At 63.7% G+C, this 25,026-nt stretch carries 25 protein-coding genes; 10 read left to right on the top strand and 15 right to left on the bottom strand.

What is annotated here, in order from left to right; translation table 11 throughout:
• Positions 1-77: 77 nt before the first annotated feature.
• From NFW30_RS05050 to NFW30_RS04980, 15 genes are all read right to left on the bottom strand, one after another.
• Complete coding sequence (locus NFW30_RS05050) at positions 78-2,762, bottom strand: DEAD/DEAH box helicase family protein (RefSeq protein WP_295352648.1); 2,685 nt, start codon at positions 2,760-2,762, stop codon at positions 78-80.
• Positions 2,759-3,964: a PDDEXK nuclease domain-containing protein gene (locus NFW30_RS05045; protein ID WP_295352645.1), complete on the bottom strand. Its 1,206-nt coding sequence runs from the start codon at positions 3,962-3,964 to the stop codon at positions 2,759-2,761. Before NFW30_RS05045 ends, NFW30_RS05050 begins: the two co-directional genes overlap by 4 nt.
• 3 nt (positions 3,965-3,967) lie before the next feature.
• On the bottom strand, positions 3,968-5,596 hold the full coding sequence (locus NFW30_RS05040) for a site-specific DNA-methyltransferase (RefSeq protein WP_295352642.1): 1,629 nt from the start codon (positions 5,594-5,596) through the stop codon (positions 3,968-3,970).
• Entirely contained in the window at positions 5,597-7,411 is a 1,815-nt protein-coding gene (locus tag NFW30_RS05035; RefSeq protein WP_295352639.1) for an AIPR family protein, read from the bottom strand.
• 4 nt (positions 7,412-7,415) lie between these two features.
• The gene (locus tag NFW30_RS05030) at positions 7,416-10,277 is read right to left on the bottom strand and encodes an SNF2-related protein (RefSeq protein ID WP_295352636.1); all 2,862 of its coding nucleotides are present in this window, start codon (positions 10,275-10,277) and stop codon (positions 7,416-7,418) included.
• A gap of 43 nt (positions 10,278-10,320) precedes the next feature.
• Positions 10,321-10,500, bottom strand: a complete 180-nt coding sequence (locus NFW30_RS05025) for a hypothetical protein (protein ID WP_295352884.1) — start codon at positions 10,498-10,500, stop codon at positions 10,321-10,323.
• A gap of 188 nt (positions 10,501-10,688) precedes the next feature.
• Positions 10,689-11,558 (bottom strand): nitrogen fixation protein NifM, encoded by an 870-nt coding sequence (nifM, locus tag NFW30_RS05020; RefSeq protein ID WP_295352634.1) that lies wholly within the window; start codon positions 11,556-11,558, stop codon positions 10,689-10,691.
• Complete coding sequence (locus tag NFW30_RS05015; protein ID WP_295352632.1) at positions 11,551-12,012, bottom strand: nitrogen fixation protein NifZ; 462 nt, start codon at positions 12,010-12,012, stop codon at positions 11,551-11,553. The genes nifM and NFW30_RS05015 overlap by 8 nt, the downstream gene beginning before the upstream one ends.
• A 4-nt stretch (positions 12,013-12,016) precedes the next feature.
• On the bottom strand, positions 12,017-12,331 hold the full coding sequence (locus tag NFW30_RS05010; protein ID WP_295352629.1) for a nitrogenase-stabilizing/protective protein NifW: 315 nt from the start codon (positions 12,329-12,331) through the stop codon (positions 12,017-12,019).
• 14 nt (positions 12,332-12,345) lie between these two features.
• A complete protein-coding gene (locus NFW30_RS05005) occupies positions 12,346-12,873 on the bottom strand; it encodes a hypothetical protein (RefSeq protein WP_295352627.1) in 528 nt (175 codons plus the stop codon).
• A 23-nt stretch (positions 12,874-12,896) separates the two neighbouring features.
• Positions 12,897-14,021 (bottom strand): homocitrate synthase, encoded by a 1,125-nt coding sequence (gene nifV / locus NFW30_RS05000; RefSeq protein ID WP_295352624.1) that lies wholly within the window; start codon positions 14,019-14,021, stop codon positions 12,897-12,899.
• A 143-nt stretch (positions 14,022-14,164) separates the two neighbouring features.
• Positions 14,165-15,235 (bottom strand): molybdenum ABC transporter ATP-binding protein, encoded by a 1,071-nt coding sequence (modC, locus tag NFW30_RS04995; RefSeq protein WP_295352621.1) that lies wholly within the window; start codon positions 15,233-15,235, stop codon positions 14,165-14,167.
• Positions 15,232-15,903, bottom strand: a complete 672-nt coding sequence (modB, locus tag NFW30_RS04990) for a molybdate ABC transporter permease subunit (protein ID WP_295371815.1) — start codon at positions 15,901-15,903, stop codon at positions 15,232-15,234. The genes modC and modB overlap by 4 nt, the downstream gene beginning before the upstream one ends.
• Before the next feature lie 91 nt (positions 15,904-15,994).
• On the bottom strand, positions 15,995-16,738 hold the full coding sequence (gene modA, locus NFW30_RS04985; protein ID WP_295352615.1) for a molybdate ABC transporter substrate-binding protein: 744 nt from the start codon (positions 16,736-16,738) through the stop codon (positions 15,995-15,997).
• 76 nt (positions 16,739-16,814) lie between these two features.
• On the bottom strand, positions 16,815-17,363 hold the full coding sequence (locus NFW30_RS04980; protein WP_295352613.1) for a nitrogen fixation protein NifQ: 549 nt from the start codon (positions 17,361-17,363) through the stop codon (positions 16,815-16,817).
• 260 nt (positions 17,364-17,623) lie between these two features.
• Between NFW30_RS04980 and nifE the strand changes: the two genes are divergently transcribed.
• The 10 genes from nifE to nifS all read left to right on the top strand — a co-directional run bounded on the left by nifE (position 17,624) and on the right by nifS (position 24,964).
• Positions 17,624-19,048 carry a nitrogenase iron-molybdenum cofactor biosynthesis protein NifE gene (gene nifE / locus NFW30_RS04975; protein ID WP_295352611.1) on the top strand — a complete coding sequence of 475 codons (1,425 nt, stop codon included), beginning with the start codon at positions 17,624-17,626 and terminating at the stop codon, positions 19,046-19,048.
• On the top strand, positions 19,041-20,444 hold the full coding sequence (gene nifN, locus NFW30_RS04970; protein WP_295352608.1) for a nitrogenase iron-molybdenum cofactor biosynthesis protein NifN: 1,404 nt from the start codon (positions 19,041-19,043) through the stop codon (positions 20,442-20,444). Before nifE ends, nifN begins: the two co-directional genes overlap by 8 nt.
• A 13-nt stretch (positions 20,445-20,457) precedes the next feature.
• Entirely contained in the window at positions 20,458-20,877 is a 420-nt protein-coding gene (locus NFW30_RS04965; RefSeq protein WP_295352605.1) for a NifB/NifX family molybdenum-iron cluster-binding protein, read from the top strand.
• Positions 20,877-21,311, top strand: a complete 435-nt coding sequence (locus NFW30_RS04960; protein ID WP_295352603.1) for a SoxR reducing system RseC family protein — start codon at positions 20,877-20,879, stop codon at positions 21,309-21,311. The genes NFW30_RS04965 and NFW30_RS04960 overlap by 1 nt, the downstream gene beginning before the upstream one ends.
• Positions 21,308-21,793 carry a NifX-associated nitrogen fixation protein gene (locus tag NFW30_RS04955; protein WP_295352600.1) on the top strand — a complete coding sequence of 162 codons (486 nt, stop codon included), beginning with the start codon at positions 21,308-21,310 and terminating at the stop codon, positions 21,791-21,793. Before NFW30_RS04960 ends, NFW30_RS04955 begins: the two co-directional genes overlap by 4 nt.
• A 10-nt stretch (positions 21,794-21,803) precedes the next feature.
• Positions 21,804-22,013, top strand: a complete 210-nt coding sequence (locus NFW30_RS04950) for a CCE_0567 family metalloprotein (protein ID WP_295352597.1) — start codon at positions 21,804-21,806, stop codon at positions 22,011-22,013.
• A 4-nt stretch (positions 22,014-22,017) separates the two neighbouring features.
• On the top strand, positions 22,018-22,314 hold the full coding sequence (fdxB, locus tag NFW30_RS04945; protein WP_295352594.1) for a ferredoxin III, nif-specific: 297 nt from the start codon (positions 22,018-22,020) through the stop codon (positions 22,312-22,314).
• A gap of 195 nt (positions 22,315-22,509) precedes the next feature.
• Entirely contained in the window at positions 22,510-22,836 is a 327-nt protein-coding gene (locus NFW30_RS04940) for an iron-sulfur cluster assembly accessory protein (RefSeq protein ID WP_295352591.1), read from the top strand.
• Between the two features lie 10 nt (positions 22,837-22,846).
• Positions 22,847-23,731, top strand: coding sequence for a Fe-S cluster assembly protein NifU (nifU, locus tag NFW30_RS04935; protein WP_295352588.1), 885 nt, complete (start codon positions 22,847-22,849; stop codon positions 23,729-23,731).
• 24 nt (positions 23,732-23,755) lie between these two features.
• On the top strand, positions 23,756-24,964 hold the full coding sequence (gene nifS / locus NFW30_RS04930; protein ID WP_295352585.1) for a cysteine desulfurase NifS: 1,209 nt from the start codon (positions 23,756-23,758) through the stop codon (positions 24,962-24,964).
• Positions 24,965-25,026 lie beyond the last annotated feature (62 nt).

The raw sequence follows: 25,026 nt of genomic DNA, 5'->3' as shown, positions 1-25,026 counted from the left end.
TCGCCCCGCTGCGCAATCTTGCGCCCTTGCGCGGCCGTATCTCGCGCGGCGACCATTGCAGGAACACCGGGACAGACTCAACCAAACCGTGCCGCAAACCCCTCAAGCGTCATGTTCTCAGCGATCGCATCGTGCGGGATCAGCACGTAACGCCAAGGCTTGCCACCGCAACTTCCCGCATGGTCTGAGGCATTCGCGCACCACTTGGCGGCGGCTTCCTTCTTGGCAATGACAATCAGGTCTTCAAGCTCCGTGCGCTTCTTAGCTTCCAGCATGTAGATCGTTGCAGCCGCTTCAGCAACGAAGTCTGGCTGATACTCCAGATGATCTGCGCCATTCTGGTAATAAATGTGAAACTGGCCCTTGGCAGGCTTGAACCACTTGCTGGACTCGCGCTCCAGAATCACCGCCAGCTTACGCTCCGCGTCTGAATCAAACTTCTGCACTGGATAAAGACAACGGTGGAAGCCGCCGAATAGGTACTTCGCCATCTTGCTCTTGTCCGCCGGCTCCACGCGGTAGTTGGCGGGCGGTTCATGCACGGAATGGGTGTAGGCGCTCTGCTTCAACTCCGAAAAGCCCTTGCTGATTCTTACCTCGTAGCCGGCCACGTCCTCCCAGTAATGCGCCTGCATCTGGATATGAATGAACCGCGCGATGTCGCGCTGGTAACAGCGCAGTACCTTGCGGGTGTCCTCATCGGACAGGTAGCCCTTGAAATGCTGCACTGTCTGGGCAGCCAGGTCGTAGAGCAGATCGGCGTTTTCGTCGTAGGAAACGTCGTCGAAATCGACCAAGCCGCTGACCACGTAGTCTTCCAGCCGTGCTTCCTCGATGCCACCGTGGCCCAGCGACACCACTTCCAGTTGATTGGTGCGCAGGTGCTGAATCCAAAGCTCGTCGGATACGGCCGGGTACTTGAGCGTGGAGAGATCGAGTGTGAACGGTTTGAAGCCGGATTTCACTTCGCCCTTGGGCACCACCAGAATACGCGGAATGTCGATGGTCTGTTGCGTGACCAACTCGATGGTTTTCGCCACCACAGCGACGAAGTCCGGCTTCTTCGTCACCCCGTCCAGTTCCAGTTGGGTTGGCCGGTGCTGCTCCTCGACCGCCCTGACGATGGCAGCCTGGATCTCCGGTTTCTTCAGGTACTCGATAGTGGGCAGCGTCTGGGGCTGATTTTCCAGCTTGCGGATGACCTCGTAAGTGATCTGCGCGACGTTCTGCTCTTCCACTTTGGTAAAGACAGGCGCCTGATCCTGCCCAGCTACCGTCGTGCTACTTGTTGCGTGGGCAGGCGTCAAACCCAGCTTGGTGGCCAGTTGCGACTGCGACACCACCGTAGTCGTCTTCTGCCCGAGGGCATCCGCATCCAGCACGAGGGTCTGCAAGTGGATCGCCGACTCCGGCTTGTTGGCCTCGGCGATGATTTCCTGAAACCTGTCATGGGCAACGATGTTCAGCCGATCCACGGCCGTGACGCCAGTGCGCTTGCCGTAGGGCAGGCGCAGCCCGCGCCCGATGGATTGCTCAATGAGGATGCGGGCATTCGCGGTCCGCAGCGGCACAATGGTGTAGAGATTGGTTACGTCCCAACCTTCCTTGAGCATGTTGACGTGAATCACGATCTCCGTCGGCTCGTCGGCGTGTTCCACCTTGAGCAGGCGGTCGATCATCTCTTCTTCTTCCCCGCCAGTCTTGCTCGAATCCACTTGGATGACCTTGTCGCGGTAACGCCCCTCGAAGAAGCTGCCGGACTTGATCAGCTCGGAAAGTTGCCCAGCATGGGTGGTGTCGCGGGCAATCACCAGCAGGAAAGGCTTGACGATCGGCTTGTCGCTTGCGCGTGCGTAGGTCTCCAACTCCACCTTCACGCTTTCGTGCAGGCGGACGCCGTCTTCCAGCTTGAGGCGCTCGACCTCCTCCGCAGACATGCCGGCCGGGTTGAAGTTCTTGCGCGTCACGACGGCCGGTTCCTTGACGAAGCCGTCCTTCATCGCCTGCCCAAGCGGGTAGTCGACGATCACATTCTTGAAGGGCGTCGCGCCCCGCGCAGTCTCCACAAACGGCGTGGCGGTCAGCTCCAAACCCAGGATCGGCCTCAGTTCGTTGATGGCGCGAATCCCGGCGCTGGCGCGGTAGCGATGCGATTCGTCCATCAGCATCACCAGGTCCGGCAGGCCGGCCAGATAGTCGAAGTAGCTCTCGCCAATGTATTCCGACAGCCGTTTGATGCGCGGCGACTTGCCACCGCGCACTTCGGAATTGATCTTGGCGATGTTGAAGATGTTGATCCGCACACCGCCGAAAAGCGTGCCGCTGCGCGGGTCGTGCTGGTCGTAGTTGTCGCCGGTGATGATCGAGGGCGCATCGATGGCGAATTCCGCGATGCCGCGGAACACGTACTTGGGATGGTTGCGGTCGCTGAAGTCGGCGATCAGCTTGTTGTAGATGGTCAGGTTCGGCGCCAGCACGAAGAAGTTGTCGATGCGGTGCGCCAGGTGCAGGTAGCTGATGAAAGCGCCCATCAGCCGCGTCTTGCCCACGCCGGTGGCGAGGGCGAAGCACAAGGAGGGAAAGTCACGCTCGAAATCCGTCACCGAGGGGAACTCGCAGCGGATCGCTTCCAGCATTGCCGGGACATCCGTCCCCTTGCGGGGCGGGGCAATCTCGGTGATGCGGTCGAGGATTTCCAGCGAGCGACGCTGCGGATGACGCAGACTGAGGCGTCCGGCGATGGCGTTGACGTGGCGGGTCATGACTGCGCGCTCCCGGAATCGAGTTCTTCCATCTCGCGTTTGATTTCAGCGCGCAATACGTCTTCGCTGGGCAATTGGAACTGGTAGCGGCTGGCAAAGATCTGCTTTGCCTTTTCGTCCAGCACGTAACGCACCATCGCCTCGTTCTTGTCCGCGCAGAGAATCAATCCGATGGTCGGCTGATCCCCTGGCTCGGCAATCTCGCGGTCGTAATAGTTGACGTACATCTGCATTTGACCCAAGTCGCCGTGGGTCAGCTTTTCGACCTTGAGGTCGATCACCACGTAGCACTTCAGTTTCGCGTGATAGAAGACCAGGTCGGGATAGAAATGGTCGCCCTCCAGCGTCAGCCGCACCTGCCGGCCAATAAAGGCGAAGCCGCTGCCCAGCTCCAGCAGGAAGTCCTGCAAGCGTGAAATCAACGCTTCCTCGACGCGGGATTCGACGAGACGATGCGACTCGGGCAAGTCGAGAAACTCCAGCACATAGGGGTCCTTTATGGCGTCCGTTGGGCGCGTTGTTACCAGCCCCTCGTTGGCCAGTGCCAGGACGCCAGCCTTGTCACGACTCTTGAGCAGGCGATCGAAGAGGAAGGTGTTGATCTGCCGTTCAAGTTGCCGTGCCGACCAACCGTTACGGATTGCCTCGATTTCGTAGAAGTCGCGCGCTTCCTGGCGCCGTACCTTCAGCAGGGTCCGGTAATGGGTCCACGATAGCCCGGCATGCAGGCGGCCCGGCTGCCAGTCAGCCTCAGTGGCCGACACGGGAAGGTCACACAGTGCGTGACTTTTCGCCTCAGGGCTTCCTCCTGCCGATTCAACACGCACCGCGTGTTGTATTTCCGATCCAACACCCGCCGCGTGTTGAATACCCAGCAATGCCGGATAGCCAAGGTAAAAGGCCCGCATATATTGCAACGAACTGACGGAAAAACCATTACCATAGTCCTTCTCCAAGGTTTCGGACAATGTTTTCAGCAGGCGGCTGCTGTAGGCCGCGCGCGATTTTCCCTTCTGTTCGGCCTCGACGACCTGCCGGCCGATCAGCCAGTTGGCCTGCACCAACGCCGAATTGACGGATCGTGCTGCCTGCAAGCGCGCCGATTCCCAAATGTCGCGAATAGCCGCGAGCAGCTCAGCCGTGCTCGTATCGTTCCTCGCCACGGCGCTGGGCGTGTCCTTGGTTCGCTTCGGGGTAGCCACGAGTCAACCCTCCTCGCCAAAAAGCATCTGTTGTCCCGGCTTGGGCGGCTCCTTGGGGAGGTTCTCCACCTGCAAGGAATAATCGTCATGGCCCCATTCGCAGCGCGACAGCACCTGCTTGGGAATCTTCTTCACCGTCAAGTTGGGATACGCATCCGCCTTGGCGCGGAAGGCAGTGCAGAGGACCAACAGCGAGCGATCCGGCCCCACTTCGTCGGAGATCTGCTGCAATTGCTCGTGGGTCAGGCTGGCCGTGGTCACGTACACGAAGTCGCGCTCGGTGGAACGGCCGTGCTGCCAATACACCGCATCGGAGGGCGCATAGGTGAAGCCCTCGAGCTTGCACAGCGCCTCGGCCAGCATGGCGGCGTTGTAGTCGTGATTGATGACCCAGTTGCCCCACTTGTCCTTTTCCAGCAGTGAGGGCGCCAGGCGGTAGTAGCGGAAGCCGCCGCCGCCCTTCCAGGTCACCGCCTTGCTGATCCCGGCCTGGTCTTCGCCGTCGATGACCTTTTGCAGACGCGGGATGATGTGGGTGTGGCAGTGCTCGCCCAGTTCGACCATGATCCAGCGCCGGCCCATCTTGTGAGCGACGGCGCCGGTGGTGCCGGAACCGGCGAAAGAGTCGAGGACAAGATCGCCGGGGTTGGTGGCTATTTCAAGTATGCGTTGCAGCAATCGCTCTGGCTTGGGCGTATCGAAAACATCGCGCGCACCATACAAGCCAATCATTTCCTTCTTCGCCTCGTCGGTGTGTCCAACCTCCTCGTGGGGCCACCAGTTGTGCGGTGTCATCCCGTCCCGTACCTCGGAGAGAAACAGCTTTAGCGCTGGCACCGTATTACGTCCATCACGCCCCCACCAGATGCGGTTCTCATCGACATGACGACTATGCGTCTCCGGGTCGTACTTCCAAGCTTTCTTGGTGTTTTTCACAACATCACCCGTATTGGGATTGACGATGTCGTAGCAAAGATTTCGACGCTTTTCCGGCGTTACTTGGTTCAAGTAGTCAACAGCTTTCCATGGCCCACGCGGATCTTTATCTGGATTGCTGTACCGCGCGGCAGACTCTTCGCTTCGAGGAAGCAGATTATTTTGAAACTTCTCACTTTTGGAATAGACGAGAACAAAGTCGCAGATTGTTGCGATACCTTGGAAGTTATTGCTGACGCTGTACTTGCGCTGCCACGTGACAGTCGTTTTGTAGTTTGCCCGCCCAAACATCTCATCGCACAGCACCTTGAGATAGTGCGCCTCGTTGTCGTCGATGGTGATCCACAGCGAACCATCGTCGGACAGCAGCCGTCGGATGATCTCCAGCCGGTCGCGCATCAGCGACAGCCAGATGGAATGCTCCACGCCATCGTCGTAATGGGTGAAGGCGCTGCCGGTGTTGTAGGGCGGGTCGATGAAGACGCATTTCACCTTGCCGGAAAACTCCCCCTCCAGCGCCTTCAGCGCCAGCAGGTTGTCGCCGAAGATCAGCCGATTGTCGAACAAGTCGGCGCTGGCGCCACGGTGCCTGGCGTGGTAACTCTTCGTCGGGTCTTCCAGCAGGATGCGCGGCTCCAGCTTCGGTCGGTTTTCTTTACCGATCCAGGTGAGTTCGAGTTTTTGCTTCGAGGTCATTCAGTTTCTCTTTTCAGTATCCGCTGCCTGGACGCCTTGAGGGGCACCTTGTAGCTGCTGTGTGGCCAGTCGCCGCGCGTCGTCCTCCGCCAATCGTTGTAGCACGCTAGCTGCCAGTGGCTGAGCGTCAGTGAGATTTCGGAAGATGGCCAAGTATCCCTTGAGCGTCTGTAGCGGTTCTGTCGCCGAGTAGATCAGCTCGGAAAGCTCGTTGGTGCGCTGCGAAAGGAGTGTCTCATCCGCCGCTGTAATCTCAAGCTGAGATTTGCTCATGACATCCCCAGATCGTAGCGCGACGAACGCCATGATGAAGTAGCGGCCATGCCGAAAGAACATGCGGCGGTAGTAACTATTTTCTGAGCGCTCGGTGTCCGCCAGGATGCGGTCAATGAAGCGGTAGATGCGTACCAGCCGGCAGGCGCGCACTCCCGACAAGGTCGCCGGGAACAACTGGCCGTAAAGCGTCCCGTCCTGCTCCCAGAGTCTGCCGATCTCCTTCTTGGCCGTAACCACGAAATCAACGGCGTTAATCGGCCTGGGGTGCTGAAGCAACTCGGCGGCGCTCCTGACCTTGAAGGCCAGGCAGGCCATGGCGACGGCTGCCTCCTCCAGCGTGAAGGCATCTTCCCGCCTGGCACGCGCTTCCGCCGACGGCCGGTAGAAATAAGTGATGCCGGCCGCCGCCAACTCCTGACGAAGGCGCTCCTGGTTCGGATCGAGAGCGGCAAAATCGACGCCGCGCACCACGTTCTGGTGATTGCGCGCGCGGGTGATCTTCAGGCCGATGTCGTCGGCACCGTTGCCGATCTCGATGAGGGTCACCAGCAACTTGGCATCGGGGGAAACGTTTCCGGCCAATGTCGCGTTGAAGATCGCGCCTGCGGTCTGCGCACCATTGACGATGGAAAGTTTCTTGAAGCCGAAGGCGCACCTCTGGCTGGTCCCCGCCGCCGGCGTAATGGTCTCGGCCACGGCGGTGATGCCGTTGTTGAGATAGAAGAAATCACCGGGGCGGGTGCGCACCGTCTTTTCGATCGCTGTATTGACGCCGACCGATCCCAGATAGTGGCGGATATTGCGCTCGAACAATGCCTTGCCGTTGTCTTCGACAAGTTTGGCCAGCGCCGCCGCGCTGATCTGGCCATAGAACGCCTTGCGCGGAGTGGTGATGCCGGACCAGTTTTCAAGCGTGATCTGGTCATCGACCGCCGCCGGCGCTTGTTCCGCAATCAGCCATCCGAAGACCGGCTCAAGCCCAGTTGCCTGCCAGTCCATCACCTGCGTGAACTGGTTCAGCTCATCCCGATAGGCATTCAGGTCGTCCGTGGCATGCGGTCCGATCGCATCCCCCAGAAAAACCAGGAGCACTTCGAGCCTTACGCCTGGCGTATCGAATGCTTCCTCGATCTCGTCCAGCCGGTTGCGGATGGCCAGGTTGAAGTTGTTGAATTGCCTCGCCCGGAGCGCCTTGACGCCGTTGATGGTCTTGAGAACTTCCTCCTGTGCCGGCGCAGTGCCTGTGCGCTTGAACTTGGACTGGACCAGGACCAGGCGGTTGCCTGTGCGGTCGAAATACAAGGCGTCGATTCCACCGTCGTCGCTGCCATCCGTGATGGCTCCCGCCGCCGTCGTATCGTCAATCTCGCATCGACCTACCAGCGCGTAGGCAGCCAATGCGCGCGAAAGTCGGTCAAGATCATGCTGATCTTCAGTCCAGCCCTCACGCCCTGCCTTAACAACCTTCGGAACGTTGGCGAAGAAGCGGCCTCGCAGTGCGGCTTCGATCTGGGCGACTTTCTCGTCCCGCGTCGGCATGGTGTCAGTTCAGTATCCAGCGCAGCATGAACAACTGTTGCAGAGTGGCGGTCTGATTGAGCTTTCCTTCGATGACCGCAATCAAATCTTCACGCTGCTTGTCCACCTGATCCTGCGCATCGAACAGGGAACGACGTTTCTGGTTGCGTTGGGCTTCGAGGGCCTTGATCTGCTTTTGCCCGGCTAGCTTTTCCTCCAGCGTCAGGGCGGTCGTGGCAGCGCGACGGGCGTCCTTGATCTGGCGGTCGATTTCTCTGATTTCGCGTTCCAATCCCACCTTCAGGTCATCGGCCCAGGCGTCCAGCTTGTCGGCTTCGGCCACGAAGAAGCTGGCGTTGCGTTCTGCAATGACGGTTTGAATGGTTGCCTGACGATGTTGGGTAACGGTATCAAGTGCGCCCTGAACCTTGTTCTCTACCGCAAGAGAACGAGGAGCGGACGCGCAAGGCAGCGTTAGCAGGCGCTGCGCGACTTCTTCATCCAATGTTTGGCCGTCGTCGGTGACGGCCGAGAAAATCAGATGATCTTCCGCCTGGTCGAGCGCTTCCACGCTAAAGGATGAAAGCTCCAGCCAGCCCGTCTTGCCGACCAAAGGCTCTAGGGACGAGACCTTGCCGTCATGCTGGCCGTAGTCGAAATGAATCTCCGCAGTCGGCAAGTCGCGGCTCCTGGCATTTGCAATCAGAGCTTCGGCTAGCGGATGGTTGAGACGGTAGAGATGGGCTTCGCCGGAACGGCGCGGCAGTTCATACAGGCCCAGCGGGATGGCGGCGCCGTGCTGCGGGACAGGACTAGCCGCCAGGCGAAACGAGGCATCACCCAGGAATTCGGCCTGGCCTTCCAGTTCATGCCGCGTGAGCTGCATCAGCAGGCGTTCGTAGCGGTTGAGATAGGTCCGCGAGGCTTCGTCGCGCACCTTGAGTTTTTCGCGTACCTCGTCGTCGAAGTCTTCCAGCAGTTGCTGGCGCGTGCGCGTCATCGACTCGTTGATCTCCAGGCTCAGTTCGAGCTGGAGCTGGTTGAAGGCGGTCGCGATCTCCTCGGGCTTGCGGCAGTTCTGGTAGATCGCCGCGATGCGTTTCTCGAAATCGACGCCAGATTCGATGGCGCCGAGCACTTCGTCGCTGGCACCGAAGACGCCTTCGAAAAGTTGGAACTTTTCCGACAGCAACTCGAAGACGCGCTGATCGGCGGCATTCTTGCGGTTAAGGAAATTCACCACCACCACATCGTGCTTCTGCCCGTAGCGATGGCAGCGGCCGATGCGCTGCTCGATGCGCTGCGGGTTCCAGGGCAGGTCGTAATTCACCACCAACGAACAGAACTGGAGGTTGATGCCTTCGGCTCCCGCCTCGGTGGCGATCATGATGCGGCCCTGCTCGCGGAAGTAATCAACCAGGGCCGAGCGCATGTCGGCACTGCGCGAGCCGGTAACGCGGTCGCTGCCGTGGTGGCGCTCCAGCCACCGGCTATAGATCAGTCTGGAGCCGTCGTCGGTATTCGAACCGTTGAAGAGAACGATGCCGTCACGAAACGGACTGTCCGCCAACACGCGCAGCAAGTAGCTCTGAGTGCGGCGCGATTCGGTGAAGATGATGGCCTTCGCCTCGGCACCGATCTCCTGCGCCTTGGCGAAAGCAATGTTGAGCGCCTTGAGAAGCGCCTTGCCCTTGGCGTTGTGCTCGATGGATGAGGCCAGTCGGGCAAAGGTGTCGAGGTCGGCGATTTCCCGCTCAACGGCCCGGCGGTCGGCTGCGGTAAGCAGTTCAACGGGCTCGTCGTCGGTCCATTCCTCGGCAGTTTCGTCGAGCGCTTCGTAATCCTGATCCAGCTCGTCTTCCAGCGATTCGGCGGGCTCCTGCTTGCGCAGCTTGGTCTTGAGGCGATTGGAAATCGCGGTCAGCGCGCCCGCGATGGCGAAGGTCGAAGAAGCCAGCAGCTTGCGCAGCACCAGCGTCATCAGGCTGCGCTGACTGGCCGGCAGCGCCTCGAGGTTGTCCCGTTGCAGGTACTCGGAGACCAGATGGTAGAGCTGGTCTTCGCTGTCCTCGGGCGTGAACTCCTCGAGCAGCGGCAGGCGCTCGGTGTAGGGGATGTAAGCCGTGACCTGCCGGCGCAGGGTGCGGTGGCAGACAGGCTTGAGGCGAGCCTTGAGCGTCTGGAACATCTGTTCCTGATTCCGGTTGGCGAACTGTTCGCGGAAGCTCTTCAAGTCGCCGAAGGCATGTTCGTCGATGAAGCTCACCAGAGCGAACAATTCCAGCAAGGAATTCTGCAAGGGCGTTGCCGTGAGCAGCAGCTTGTGCTTGCCGGCCAAAGCCAGCTTGAGCGTGTTCGCGATGACGTTCGACGGTTTGTAGACGTTACGCAGCCGGTGGGCCTCGTCGATCACCACCAGGTCCCACGGCACGGCCTGCACGTCACCGGCCTTGTTCCTGGCGAACTGATAGGAGCAGATGACGATTTCGGGCACCTCGAAGGGGCGGAACTGTCCTTGCCGAATTGCGGCGTTGTAGAGCTTGGCTTCGAGGATGCGGCAGGGCAGGAAGAATTTATCGGCCAGTTCCTGAAACCACTGCTTGCGCAGGTTGGACGGGGTAATGACCAGGATGCGCCGCTTGCGCTCCGCCCACTTCTGGGAAAGCACCAAACCCGCCTCGATGGTCTTGCCCAGGCCCACTTCGTCGGCGAGGAGAGCCCCCCTCGAAAGCGGCGAGTTGAAGGCAAACAGGGCTGCATCGACCTGATGCGGATTCAGGTCTACCTGCGCATCCACGAGCGCCCCAGCCAGCTTCTCGACGCTCCCCACCGGGCAACGGCGGGTCAACTCGTAGGCGAAGTACTTAGTGTGGTAGGCAGAGAGCACTGGCGGGTTAACCTCAACGGGCAGGACCACCCGGTGCCACCCCTCAGCCCGGTTTGCCCGTGTCGTCGTCCGCGGTCGATGCGGGCGGAGCGGCTGCGTCCAGCCCGGGAGAGCCGTCCGGCAGAGTCCTGGCAGAGAGGTCGCGCAGCCGCTTCTCCTCCTGTTTACGCTTTTTCTCCAGCTCTCGCTGACGCTTCTCGAACTGATAGTTTGGTTTCACCACGGCAGGAAATCCAACGACGGCATCAGAGTATATGGGCCGCGGCGCATGGCGGTCAAGCTGCGATCCGGTTGCGAGAAGATCCGGAAGAGCAGCGGCAGGCCGGCTCGGACCCGTGCCGTTGGTTGGCAGTCGAATTCGAACGGATGCCAGCCTGTGTTGCCAGGCGCCCGTGACGCCGGCGTCGATGTTCACCGACGATGGGCAACAGGTGAGCGTACGCACGCCTGCCGGCGCAGCGCCTCGATCCACTCGCTCTGGCAGCAGGCCCGCTGTCGGCTTTCGAGATGTTCCCGGATCGTCTGGCGCGCGTCGGCGAAGTTCAGCCGTCGTTCATTGTCGATGGCGTCGCAGCGGACCAAATGGTAGCCGAGTTCGCTTTCGATTACTTCGGAGAGCCCCCCCTCGGGGAGGGCAAAGGCTGCCGCATCGAGTTGTGGATAGAGGTGGCCACGCAGGACACTGCCAAGCAGGCCACCATGAAGCGCGCTCGGGCATTCGGAATGCTTCAGTGCCTGCTCGGCGAAGCGCTGCGGCTCGCTGAGGAGGCGCGCGCGAATGGCGTCGATGCGCGCGCGCGCGGCCTGCCGCCCGCTGCCCGGCAGGTCCTCGTTGATGGTGACCAGCAGATGTCGCAGCAGGCGCGTCTCACCCTGGCGAAAGCGATGCTGGTTGAGGTGCCAGTAGATCTCGACATCGGTATCGCTGATCGGTACCGACCTCGCCGCAACGTTCTCCAGCACCGCCTCGACCACCAGGTCACGCACCACCGCCTGGCGCAACGACGGCACATCGAGGCCGAACCGCGCGAGTTCGGCTCGATATTCGCCGTCGTCAGCGTATCGACGACGGATCGCCATCAGGTTGACGTCGATCGAGGCTGCCGGCAGCATCACGCGAGCCGCTTCCGGGGTCTCCAGGATCAGCGCCTCGATCTCCTCCTGCCGGGCAGAGACATGGGCAACCCGGCGCAGCTCATGGGCCGTGAGAGACTCCAGCGGCCTGCCGAACAACTGCACGGCGAGTTTGATCGAGCGGTAGATGCCAACCGCCTCAGGCATGGTCCGACCTCCGCCACTCGCCGAGCGCCGCCTCGGGTACCCATAGCGGGATGCCCGCGAAGCAGTCGAAGTGGGTCCGATAGACAACGCCCAGGGTGGCGCATCTCTCGAGCGCCAGAATCTCGCCGCGACTGCCGGCCGGCACGCGGATCTGCCGGTCGACGGCCAGCGGGCGCAGCGCGCGCACCCGCTCGCGAACCTCGAAACGACTCTCGATCCATGCCTCGTCGACGCCGACCAACTCGTCCTCGCGACAGCCGACCAGGCGCCCCTCGGCGAGGAAATGCACGCAGTAGATGATCTGCTCCTGGAGAAAGCTGCCGACGCCGCGTACATGTCCGATGCGACCGCGTCGCACCAGCAGTTCGCCAGTCGGCACGCCCGGGAACGTGCCATCGTTGCGCACGTTGCGCGTCAGTCGTACGGCATCGCCATGGTCCCAGCGCGGCAACACCGGTTCAGTCCGTCAGCGAGGAGAGGGGAACGAAGGACGACCCTGCCGCCTTCTCGAAGACGGCGAATACCTTTTCGGCCTGCGCGCTGGAGCCGACGAAGTCGGTGTAGGCGCGCGCCAGCCAGTGACGGTAGGCGAGATAGCCCGGCGCCTTGCCGGCCTCCTGCGTGGCCAGATAGTCGTGAAAGCGCTGCAGGATGTGCAGGCGATTGACCTGCACGACCGGCACGGAAAAGTCGATGCCGAAGTACTCGAGGAATTCCTCCGCCGAACTCAACTCGGCGAGTTCGTCTTCAAAGGTGTCGTTGAGGCAAGCCATGCCTTTCTCCTCTGTCAGTCCAGGGTTTCGGTGAGTGGTGCGTAGGGGCGATCGATGACCTCGAGCAGCGGCCGAGCGCCGAGTGCATCGCGCTGGTCGACCCCGGCAATCGTCCGCAGGCGCGCGCAAGCCTCGCCGATTTCCCCAAGGCGCAGCAGGATCACCGCCGATCCCTTGAGCGCCAGCAGATGGAAACGCAGCATGCCCATCGAGCGCATTGCCACCTCGCCGAGCGTGTGTGGTCCGAGGTTGCGCCAGCCTCCGGCCAGTTGCAGGCGGCGTGCACTGACTTCCAGCGCCCGCTCGGCGACGAGCAGCGCATCGTCGAGGCGATGCTGATAGAAATAGTAGCGGTACAGCGCGACCAGAACCGACAACTGCTCGGGCGCCAGAAGATAGGCAAAGAGCAGCCGGTGCTCGGCCACCGGCTGGCCGTAGTCCCGCGCCGCGGCGTCGATCTGGGCCGCGACGCGCGGCGGACAGGGCTCGTCGAAATAGAGCACGTCGTCGCCAGGTTCCAGCAGTTCGAGTCGGTCAGCCATCGTCATCGTCCTTGGCCATTGCCTCAGGAGTGCAGCAGGGCCAGGAGGTCAGCCGCCGACGGCGCTTGCTTCCGCTCGGCGACGAAGCTTCGCAGCCGCTGCAGGAGAGCGCGTGCCGAGGTGTCCGACAGGTCATGGCCGAGGCCCGCCATCACCTGTTGCACGGCGCGGGCTCCGGAATGCTTGCCGAGAACCACACGATGGCGCCGGCCCACCAGGCGCGGATCGAAGCCCTGATAGTTGGCCGGATCCTTGAGCAGGCCGTCGACGTGAATTCCTGCTTCGTGGGTGAAGGCGCCTTCGCCGACGACGCTCTTCTGCCAGCAGAGGGGGCGCCCTGAAGCGTCGGCGACGCACTGCGAGATCGCTGGCAAGCCGGCGAGATCGATGCCCGTCTCGATTCCCTGGCACAGATACAGACCCAGTACGACTTCCTCGAGCGGCGCATTGCCACAGCGTTCACCAAGCCCGTTGACGGTCGTGTTGAGATGCGTCGCGCCAGCGCGGACGGCCGCCAGTGTGTTGGCCGTCGCCATCCCGAGGTCGTCGTGGGCGTGCATCTCGATTTCGAGGTCGCATCGCGAACGCAGGTGACGAATGCGCTCGCAGGTGGCGAATGGATCGAGCACGCCCAGCGTATCGGCAAAACGGATTCGCTCCGCGCCGGCGACCTGTGCGGCTTCGGCAATCGCCACCAGCAGATCCGGGTCACCGCGCGATGCATCCTCGGCGCCGACGCAGACGCCGAAGCCGAGATCACGCGCCAGCCGCACGTGCTCGTCGATCTGCGTCAGCAGCCAATGGCGATGCCGTCGGAACTTCGCGCGCAGATGCTGATCCGAGGCGGGTACGGAGATGTCGATCGAGTGCGCACCGAGATTCGCCGCCAGCACGATGTCGGCACGATCCAGCCGCGACCACACCATCAGGCGCGCCTTCAGTCGCAGTGCGGCGACCGCCCGGATGCTCGCGCGTTCGGCCTCGCCCATCGCCGGAATGCCGATTTCCAGCTCGGGAACGCCGACAGCGTCAAGGCGGCGCGCGATGTCGATCTTCTCGCCGGGACGGAAGGCGACACCTGCCGACTGCTCCCCGTCACGCAGGGTGGTGTCGTTGATGACGATATCGATCGACGCGTTGTGGTTCATGGCCCTCATCAACCTGCAATTCCAGTGCCAGCAATTATTCCGCACCAAATCAGCGTGTTAAGGATTCTGCTCGGAGAATTGTCGGGTTTGCGACGCAATTGTCGGCTTGCGCCGCGGCGATGCGGACGGCGGCTGCCGAGCGCTCAGCCGACCAGCACCACCGCCTTGATCTGAGCCCATACCTGCTGCCCCGGTGCGAGTTCGAGGCGCGAAGCGGAGTGCCGGGTCAGGCGTGCCAGCATGGGCGTGTCGCCGACGCGCAACTGCAGCAGGGCGACCGCTGGATGGTCTTCGGCAACATGGCTGACCACCGTCGCCGGCAGCAGGTTCATGATGCTGGCGTCGTCATGACGGCTGCGCGCGATGCTCACATCGCGCGCCAGGATGCGCAGGCGCACGCGACGTCCGACGGCGGCACCACCGTCGCGCACCCAGACCTCGCCGCCAGCGAAGACAATCCGGGCGAGATGCCACTCCGCGTCCCGTTCGACCACCGTGCCGGAGAAGACGACACCAGCGTCGTCGCCGAGGCGCAACGGCGGGTCGACGCGTGCCAGGACCTCGGCCAGTGGCCCCTGCGTGACGGCGCGACCGTCGTCGATGACCACGATATGATCGGCGAGTCGCGCCACCTCGTCGGGGGCGTGACTCACGTAGAGGACGGGAATCTCCATCTCGTCGCGCAATTGCTCGAGGTAGGGCAGGATTTCCTGCTTGCGCGCATGGTCGAGCGCCGCCAACGGTTCGTCCATCAGCAGCAGGCGTGGGCTGGTAGCGAGCGCGCGTGCAATCGCCACGCGCTGACGCTCGCCACCCGACAGGCGTTCGCACCGCCTTTCGAGCAGGTGGCCGATGCCGAGCAGTTCGACAGCCCGCGCGAGGGACACGCAACACTGATGCGTGGCGATGCGGCGGCGCCCGAAGTCGAGATTGGCGGCGACGTCGAGATGCGGGAACAATCGCGCGTCCTGGAAGACGTAGCCGAGCGGGCGGCGATGCACGGGCAGCCGGCGCGCGCCCTCCTGCCAGATTTCGCCGTTGACCGAAAGGAAGCCGGCGGCGGCTTTTTCGAGTCCAGCGATGCAGCGCAACAGTGTCGTCTTGCCCGATCCGGAACGTCCGAAGAAGGCGGTGATGCCTTGTCCCGGCAGATCGAGATCGACGTCCAGCGTGAAAGCCGGGTAAGGCAGGTGGAAGCGAGCCCGGATGCTCAACGGATCCGCTCCGGCTTCAGCGCGTTGAGCAGCAGCAGGACGGTGAACGAGAAAGCCAGCATGCCGGCAGCCAGCCGATGCGCGGCTTCGTACTCGAGCGCTTCGACATGGTTGTAGATGGCCATCGACAGCACCTGTGTCTTGCCCGGAATGTTGCCGCCGATCATCAGGACCACACCGAACTCACCCACCGTGTGCGCGAAGCCGAGGACTCCCGCGGTCATGAAACCCGGTCGGGCGAGCGGCAGCACGACTGCGAAGAAGGTATCCCAGGGATCGGCACGCAGTGTCGCCGCCGCCTCCAGCGGCTGCTCGCCGATGGCTTCGAAAGCCTGCTGCAACGGCTGCACGACGAAAGGCATGGAGTAGATCACCGAGGCGACGACGAGGCCAGCGAAGGTGAAGGGCAGCGCTTGCAGCCCGCCCGCCGCGAGCAGGCGGCCGAGCATTCCATCCGGCCCCATCAGCACCAGCAGGTAGAAGCCGAGAACGGTTGGCGGCAACACCAGCGGCAGCGTGACCAGGGCGCCGATCATGCCTTTCGCCCAGTGCCGGGTGCGCGCCAGCCACCAGGCCAGCGGCGTGCCGAGCAGGAGCAGGACGGCCGTGGCCGTCCCGGCCAGCTTGAGCGTCAGCCAGACCGCAGCGAGGTCGGACGGGCTCAGCATGGCTCTCGAACCACCGCGACCTCGCGCCGCGGCAGGTCAGGCGGCACGGTGCTCACCGGAAGATGGGCTTCGGTCGCGGCTCCCCTGATGCTCACAGTTCGTAACCGAAGGACCTGATGATCGACCGGGCCTTGTCGCCACGCAGGTACGTCAGTAGCGCTGCGGGACCCGGGCTGCCTTTGCCTCTGGCGAGCAGAAGCGCGTCCTGGCGGATCGGGTCGTGGAGCTGCGGCGGCACGATCCACCCCGACCCTGCAGCGATGCGACCCTGCCGATATACCTGCGACAGTGCGACAAAGCCGAGTTCGGCGTTGCCGGAGGCAACGAACTGGTAGGCCTGGCTGATGTTCTCGGCAGTGACGAACTTCAACTGAAGCCTGTCGAGCAAAGCAAGCGCCTGCAGCGTCTGGATGCCGGCTGCGCCGTAGGGCGCGAGCCTGGGGTTGGGCAGTGCGAGGTGCTGGAAGTCGTTGCGTCGGAGTACTTCCCCCCTGTCGTCCACGAAGCCCTCCCTCCGGCTCCAGAGCACGAGTCTGCCGACGGCGTAGGTGAAGCGGCTGCCGACAACGCCGTCGCCTTCCTTCTCCAGGCGTGCCGGGGTTTCGTCGTCGGCGGCGAGCAGAACTTCGAAGGGCGCGCCGGCCTTGATCTGCGCGTAGAGCTTGCCGGTTGAAGCGAACGATGCAACGATGGTGTGGCCGCTCTCCTTTTCGAACTCGGCGGCGATCTTCTGCATCGGCGAGGCGAAGTTTGCCGCAACGGCGATATGGATCTCGTCCGAATGGACCGACGCCGCAGTCAGCAGGGCGACGGCGAGGAAGGGCCGACGGAGCATCGGAAGTCCTCGTGTCAAGGTCGAAGCGGCCAGGTACTGTGCCCGCTACAGAACGGGGTTGAGAAGAAAGCCCGCATCACCCTTGGCCTTCCTCCGGCCCGAAGCAGAGTGCGCGGTCGCAGCACTCGGCGCAGTGGGGCGCCTTGCAGATCGGCACGCCGGCGCGCTCGCAGAGCTGCCGGTAGAAGAACTTCTTCCACTTCATGTCGCCGACGTTCTTCGCCGCCAGGACGGGGAAGTTGTCGCACAGCAGTTGCGAAAGCGCCCGGCGGTCGGGCAGGCCCATGTCCTGCCAGAGGTGGTTCTCGCCCATCGCCGCCGTCGCGATGGCATGACACAGGCAGGTGCCCGCTTCGTCGGGCAGCGCCAGGTGTTCGAGCAACAAGTCGAGGAGATCGGCAAACTCGTCGCCACCAGCGTCGGGAGTCCTCACCGCGGGAGCCGCCGCGAACCGCTTGCCGGGGAAAAGGTCCGTCAGGACCGCTTGCAGACGCTCTTGCGGGAGGCCGCGGATCAACGGCTGGCGGCCGGCCTTCAGCGATTCACCGACGACGCCACGCACGGCGAGTGTGCGCAGTTCGTCGCCGCGACGCACGCTTGGCGGCTTGTCGGTCGGGATCGGCATGCAGGACTCCCTGGTGGCGGACGATGAAGTTCTAGCAGGATCCACGCCAGGCTTCCGGGCAGTCGCACCTGATCCCGCCCGTTCAATGGGCGCGGGCCTGCCGGTCCCGTGCCCTGACCGGCCGGTGGCGGCCCGCCGCTTCGTTCGACGCGACAATGTCGCAAACCCGACAGAGCCGCGCCCAGGGGCAAGCATGCGGAATCAGGCGGTTGGCGATGGCACGGCATTTGCGTCATGAGCCGGGACAGAGGAACGACGCCATGAAGACAGCCGAAATTGCCCAACTGCTGAACGAGCCGGCCTGTGCGCACAACAGGAGCGAGAAATCCGGCTGCGCGCGCACCAAACCGGGCGCGACCGCAGGCGGCTGCTCGTTCGACGGCGCGCAGATCGCGCTGCTGCCGATTGCCGACGTCGCCCACATCGTGCACGGGCCGATCGGCTGCTCTGGCGCCTCCTGGGACAACCGCGGCGCGCGCTCGTCGGGCCCGACGCTCTACCGTATCGGCATGACCACCGACCTCACCGAGCAGGACGTGATCATGGGCCGTGGCGAGAAGCGCCTGTTCCTGGCCATCAAGCAGGCGATCGACGACTACGCGCCAAAGGCCGTCTTCGTCTACTCCACCTGCGTTCCGGCGCTGATCGGTGACGATCTCGAGGCAGTGGCCAGGGCGGCGAGCGCGCGCTGGGGTGTGCCGGTGGTACCGGTCGACTGCGCCGGCTTCTACGGCACCAAGAATCTCGGCAATCGCATTGCCGGCGAAGCCATGTTCAAGTACGTGATCGGCACTCGCGAGCCGGCACCGGTCGCGGCGTCGGCGCACCGGCCCGGCATTCGGGTGCACGATGTGAATCTCATCGGCGAATACAACATCGCCGGCGAGTTCTGGCATGTCGCGCCGCTGTTCGACGAACTGGGCCTGCGCATTCTGTGCACGCTCTCGGGCGACGCACGCTTCCATGAGGTGCAGACCATGCATCGCGCAGAGGCGTCGATGGTGGTCTGCGCCAAGGCGCTGCTCAACGTCGCGCGCAAACTCGAAAGCGACTTCGGCGTGCCCTTCTTCGAGGGCAGCTTCTATGGCATCAGCGACACCTCACAGGCCTTCCGCGACTTCGCCCACGTGCTCGGCGACGGCGATCTCACGGCCCGCACCGAGGCGATGATCGTCCGCGAGGAGCGCTCCGCTCGCGCCGCCCTCGAACCCTGGCAAGCGCGGCTCGCCGGCAAGCGAGTGCTGCTCTACACCGGCGGCGTCAAGAGCTGGTCGGTGGTGTCCGCGTTGCAGGAGCTCGGCATGACCGTGGTCGCCACCGGCACCAAGAAATCGACCGAGGAGGACAAGGCGCGCATCCGCGAGATCATGGGCGAAGCGACGCAGATGATCACCGACGGCAGCCCGAAGGCACTGCTGCAGGCCTACAGGGACCATCAGGCGGACATCCTGATCGCCGGCGGGCGCAACCTGTACACCGCCATGAAGGCCCGCATCCCCTTCCTCGACATCAATCAGGAAAGGGAATTCGGCTACGCTGGCTATGGCGGCATGCTGGAACTGGTGCGCCAGCTCGCGCTGACGCTGGGGTCGCCGGTGTGGCAAAAGGTGCGGGCGCCGGCGCCATGGCACGCCGCGGCGGCCGTGGGCGACGCGCTGCCGGCTGCCGGAGCGGCCGATGCCTGAAATCCTCAAGCGCGCCAGGCCACTGGCGGTGAATCCGCTCAAGGCCGGGCAGCCGATTGGCGCCGCCCTGGCTTTCCTCGGGCTGCGGCAGGCGATTCCGATGCTGCACGGCTCGCAGGGCTGTACCGCCTTCGGCAAGGTGTTCCTGGTACGCCATTTCCGCGAGCCGATCCCGCTGCAGACGACGGCGATGGATCAGGTGTCGACCATCATGAGCGCCGACGAGAACGTCATCGAGGGCCTGCGCGTGCTCTGCGAGAAAAGTCGGCCGGAGATCATCGGCCTGCCGACGACCGGTCTCTCGGAGACGCAGGGCTGCGACGTGGCACGCCTGGTGCGCGAGTTCCGCCGCCGGCATCCGGAGTTTGCGAGCACCGCCGTGGTACCGGTGAACACGCCGGACTACCGTGGCTGCCTCGAGTCCGGCTTTGCCCTCGCCGTCGAGGCGATCATCGACACGCTGCTTCCCGCCGGCCCCGGGACAGCACTGGCTGCGAGCGACAGCAGGCAGGTCAACGTCCTCGCGTCGTCGATGCTGACGCCGGGCGACGTCGAAGCGATCAAGGAATGGATCGAAGCCTTCGGTCTGCAGCCGGTGTTCCTGCCCGACCTCGGCGATTCACTCGACGGTCATCTGATCGATCAGGACAGTACCCCGCTGACGCTGGGCGGGACGCCGAAAGCCGCCGTCGCGACGCTCGGTGGCGCTGCCGCCACCGTCGTCATCGGTCGTTCGCTGCACAAGGCGGCCGACCTGCTGCGCGCCCGCAGTGGCGTACCGGATTGCCGTTTCGATCATCTGCTCGGCCTCGACGCCTGCGATGCCTTCACCCTGGCACTTGCTGAAATCTCGGGCCAGCCAGTCCCTCCGGTGATCGAGCGCCAACGCGCGCAACTGCAGGACGCGATGGTCGACACCCATTTCATGACCGGCTTCCTGCGTGTCGGCATCGCCGCTGACCCCGATCTGCTGCTGGCGCTGGCGCAGCTTCTCGCTGGCGTCGGCGGTGAGATCGTCGCCGCCGTCGCGTCGACGCATGCCGACGTACTCGCCGATCTGCCGGCAGCCTGCGTGCGCATCGGCGATCTCGAGGACCTGGAACATGCCGCACGGGCGCAGCGCGCCCAGCTCCTCGTCGCCAACTCGCACGCCGCACCCGGCGCGCAACGCCTGCAGGTACCTCTCTTGCGCGCCGGCTTCCCCCAGTATGACTGGGTCGGTGGCCATGCACGGGCGTGGGTCGGCTATCGCGGCGCCCGGCAGGCCTTGTTCGACATCGCCAACCTCGTTCGCGAGAACCACCATGAGCTTCCGGTCCACCGATCGATCTACCGTGTCGGCGACGTCGACGCGCTGGCGCGGGCGCCGTCTGGCGCTGGCCTCGCCCACCACTAGCGAGACGCCGGACATGCTCAGGGTAGCCTTCGCCAGCAGCGACCGCAGCACGGTGAACCAGCACTTCGGCGCCGCCGCGGGCTTCGCCGTCTATGCGGTGGACGGTGAGCGGGCGCGACTGGTCGAGATTGTCGAGTTTCCGCCGGCTGCCCTGGATGCCAACGAAGCCAGACTGCCGGCACGGGTTGCTGCCCTGGCAGGTTGCGGTGCCGTCTACTGCCTGGCCGCCGGCGCTTCGGCGGTGAAGCAGCTGCTCGCCGCTGGCGTGCAACCCGTACGGCTCGACGACGAGACCGGAATCGACCTCCTCCTGCGGCAACTCAGCCGGGCGATCCGCGCCGGCGGCATCGACTGGGTCGACAAGGCGAGTCGCCGCCGCGACGGCGACGACACCCGCTTCGGTCGCATGCTCGACGAGGGCTGGGAGGAATGATGGCGGACATTCTGGAAGCCCGCGGCCGGCTGGTCGCGCTGCACGGCGACTCAGCCGACGTACGCATGGCCGTTGCTTCGAGCTGTCAGGGCTGCAGGGCACGCGCCGTCTGCGCTGACGGTGGCGGGCGCATCATCCGCATCGTCGCACCGCCGAACGCCTCGGTCGGCGACCCGGTGCTCCTCGAACTGGATCAGGCGAATTTCGCGCTCGGGGTGGCGATCGGCTATCTCCTCCCGGCCCTGCTGCTGCTGCTCGGCGCGGCCGTGTCGTCCTTCGCGGGCGACGCCGCCGCCGCCCTCGGTGCCGCCATCGGCCTGGTCAGCGGCCTGTTGCTGGTCCGACTGCTGCACCGCCGGCTGCTTGCCAAGCGCCTGCAGCCATCCGCTTCCGTCACCTGTCCAAGCCAGCCCTTTCCCGGAGAATGCCCATGAGTACCGGTGTTGCCCTCGTATCCGGCATCGAGTCCGCTGATTCGCCAATCTATGCCACCGAATTCATCCGGGAGATGCTGCGCCAGACCCGGGCGCTCGACAGCTATGGCCTGTGGGACGGCAAGCCGGCGTCGTCGATCCTCGCCGGCTACGTCGTGAGCAAGGCGCAGAAGCGCGCGCTGCCGACCGTCGGCGACCCCGACGAGCCGACGCTGGCCCGCGTCAGGGTCTTCCACAACGCCCTCGCCGTGTTGATCGAAAAGGAATGTGGACAGATGGCGGTGCCATTCCTGCACGTCACCCATGAAGGCTTCGGACGCGCGCTGATCACGGTCGGCAAGCTGGTGGCCATGGATCGGACGCTGCGCGACGTGCATCGCTTCGGTTTCGAGTCGCTGCGGCAAATGAAGAGTGAGGCCGACAAGCATCTCGCCGCGGCGCTCGGCGTCATTGGCCGATTCCCCGAAGTGGCCGGTCTGTGAGGGTGGGACGATGAGCGAAGACGAAATCAGGGAACTCGATCGGCAGGTGAAGAAGCTCAAGCGCCTCGCCGCAGAGCAGGCGGCGAGGCTTCACGATCTGGTCGAGGACGGCTTGCCTGCGGCCTGGCAGGAGCTTCCGGAAACCTCACAGGCAACGATCCTCGCGTGCCAGTCTTGGGCGGAAGCCAATGCCCGGCTGCAGGCGGCGCTGAAAGGATAGGCGCATGGGCATCATCACCGGACGCACCCGCGGCGGGGACGAGTGGATCCCGCAATTCGTGAGTTTTCTCGATCCGAAGAAGTGCATTGGCTGCGGCCGCTGCTACAAGGTCTGTCCACGGAACGTTCTCGATCTGGTCGAGCGCAGCGAGCAGTTGCTGGCCGAGGCGGACGATGATGCCGATGACGATGACGAAATGATGGTGATGACCATCGCCAACGCCGGCGACTGCATCGGCTGTGGTGCCTGCGGCCGCGTCTGTCCGAAGGACTGCTACACCTACGAGGCAGCAGGCGGCTGAACTCGGAACGGCCGCCGGCGTGGTCGCCGGCGATCGTGTGGCAATCCGGCGTGTCGGGTTTACGACATCCTCAAGGCCCCGATCGAGATCGGAGTAGTCGTTCAAATTCATGGTGTTGCGTGCACTCTACCAGCCTGGTACGAAGCTTGCGGTATCCGCCTCAGGGAACCCACCCTTTCTCAAGGAGAGCACCTCATGATCCACCTGACCCCTGCGGCGCTGAAGGCCATCATCCGCTTCGTCAAGGCCACCGAGGCGCCGGTTGCCGGCCTGCGCATTTTTGTCTCCGGCGGCGGTTGCGCCGGCCTGCAGTACGGTCTTCGCCTCGAGCAGGACAAGGCCGCTGATGACCTGGCACTCGACGTTGGTGCCGCGGCCCCCCTGCTGGTTGATCCGCTGAGCCACTCGCTGCTCGACGGCCTGAGTGTCGATTTCGTCGACAGCCTCACCCGCACCGGCTTCCGGTTCACCAATCCGAACGTTGCCGGCGCCTGCGCCTGCGGGCAGTCGTTCACCGCCTGAGGAGACCGCCATGTGGGACTACTCCGACAAGGTGCGGGAGCATTTCTTCAACCCGAGAAACTCGGGGCCCCTCGACGGCGCGAATGGCACAGGTGACTTCGGTTCGATCAAGTGCGGTGACGCGCTCCGCCTGATGCTGCGGGTCAATCCGGAGACCGAGGTCATCGACGACGCGCGCTTCCAGACTTTCGGCTGCGGCTCGGCAATCGCCTCGTCGTCGGCACTGACCGAGATCATCAAGGGAAAGACGCTGGATGAAGCGCTGCGGGTCAGCAATCAGGACATCGCCGATTATCTCGATGGACTGCCGCCGGAAAAGATGCACTGCTCGGTGATGGGGCGTGAGGCGCTGCAGGCTGCGGTTGCCGACTATCGCGGTGAGAGCTGGAAGGATGATCACGAGGAGGGCGAACTGATCTGCAAGTGCTTCGCCATCGATACCGTGATGATCGAAGACACGGTCCGCGCCAACAGCTTGCGGACGATCGAGGAAGTGGCCAACTACACCAAGGCCGGTGGTGGCTGCTCGGCGTGTCACGAGAAGATCGAGGACATCCTGATTGCCGTCAATGGCCGGCTTTACGCCAGGGAGGTGAAGCCGACGCGGGCGCCTGTGGCGAGCAGCGGCACGCCCGACATGCCCAAACTGACCAATTACCAGCGAATCCGCAGGATCGAGGAGACCCTGGAGGAGATCCGACCTCTGCTGCAACGTGAGCACGGCGATGTCACCCTGGTCGAGATCGATGGCAGGAACATCTACGTCGAACTCAGCGGTGCCTGCCAGGGATGCGCGATGCAAGCCGCCACGCTCGGCGGCGTACAACAGAAGCTCAGCGAAACGCTGGGCGAACTGGTGCAGGTGCTGCCGATCGCCCCACTGGTCCGCGCGTAGCTGAGTCATTCCATGGGAGAAGCCATGCAACCGATCTACATGGACAACAATGCCACCACCGCCTGTGATCCAGCCGTCGTGGCAGCGATGCTGCCCTACTTTACCGAGCAGTTCGGCAATGCTTCCTCAATCCACAGCTTTGGATCGCGCGTCGGCAAGGCGCTCAAGGAGGCGCGCGGGCAGGTCCAGTCGCTGCTCGGCGCAGCGCACGACAGCGAGATCGTGTTCAATTCCTGTGGGACCGAGGCCGACGCGACCGCCATCCTCTCCGCGTTGAAAGCCAATCCGGAACGACGGACGGTGATCACCACGACGGTCGAGCACCCGGCGATCCTCAGCCTGTGCCAGTGGCTCGAGAAGGAGGACTGCGTCGTGCATCGCCTGCGCGTCGACGGCAAGGGGCGGCTCGATCTCGACGAGTATGCTTCGCTGCTCAACGATCGCGTGGCAATCGTTTCGGCGATGTGGGCGAACAATGAAACGGGTACGCTGTTTCCGGTCGAGGAGATGGCGGAGATGGCGCACGCGCAGGGCATTCCCTTTCACACCGACGCCGTACAGGCCGTCGGCAAGGTTGCCATCGACCTGAAGAAGACGAAGATCGACATGCTCTCGCTCTCCGGCCACAAGCTGCATGCACCGAAGGGTATCGGGGTGTTGTATGTCCGCCGCAACACCCGTTTCCGCCCACTCCTGCGCGGCGGTCACCAGGAGCGCGGGCGACGCGCCGGTACCGAGAACTCGGCGTCGATCGTCGGCCTGGGCGTTGCTTGCGGACTCGCCCAGCAGTACATGAGGGAAGAGAACACGACCGTCAAGCGCCTGCGTGACCGCCTCGAACGGGGCATTCTCGGCAGCGTCAGGAACGCCTTCGTCAATGGCGACACGCTCTACCGTCTGCCGAACACCACGAGCATCGCCTTTGAGTATGTCGAGGGCGAAGGCATCCTGCTGCTCCTGAACCAGCAGGGCATTGCAGCTTCCTCGGGATCGGCCTGCACCTCGGGCTCACTCGAGCCGTCGCATGTCCTGCGGGCGATGGCGATCCCCTATACAGCCGCGCACGGGACGATACGCTTTTCGCTCTCACGCTACAACACGGCACAGGAAGTGGAGCAAGTCATCGCCGCCGTCCCGCCGGTGATCGCGAAGTTGCGAAAGCTCTCTCCGTACTGGAGCGGTGACGCACCGCTGGCCCGTCCGGAGGAAGCCTTCCGGCCGGACTACGCATGAGCCCGCCGAACGATGGCACGCCCACCGACGCCGGCAAGGTCGACTCGGCGACCGCGGATATC

The sequence above is a fragment of the Accumulibacter sp. genome, assembly GCF_023806635.1.
Lineage (GTDB): Bacteria > Pseudomonadota > Gammaproteobacteria > Burkholderiales > Rhodocyclaceae > Accumulibacter.
This window is presented reverse-complemented; position numbering and strand designations above follow the sequence as displayed.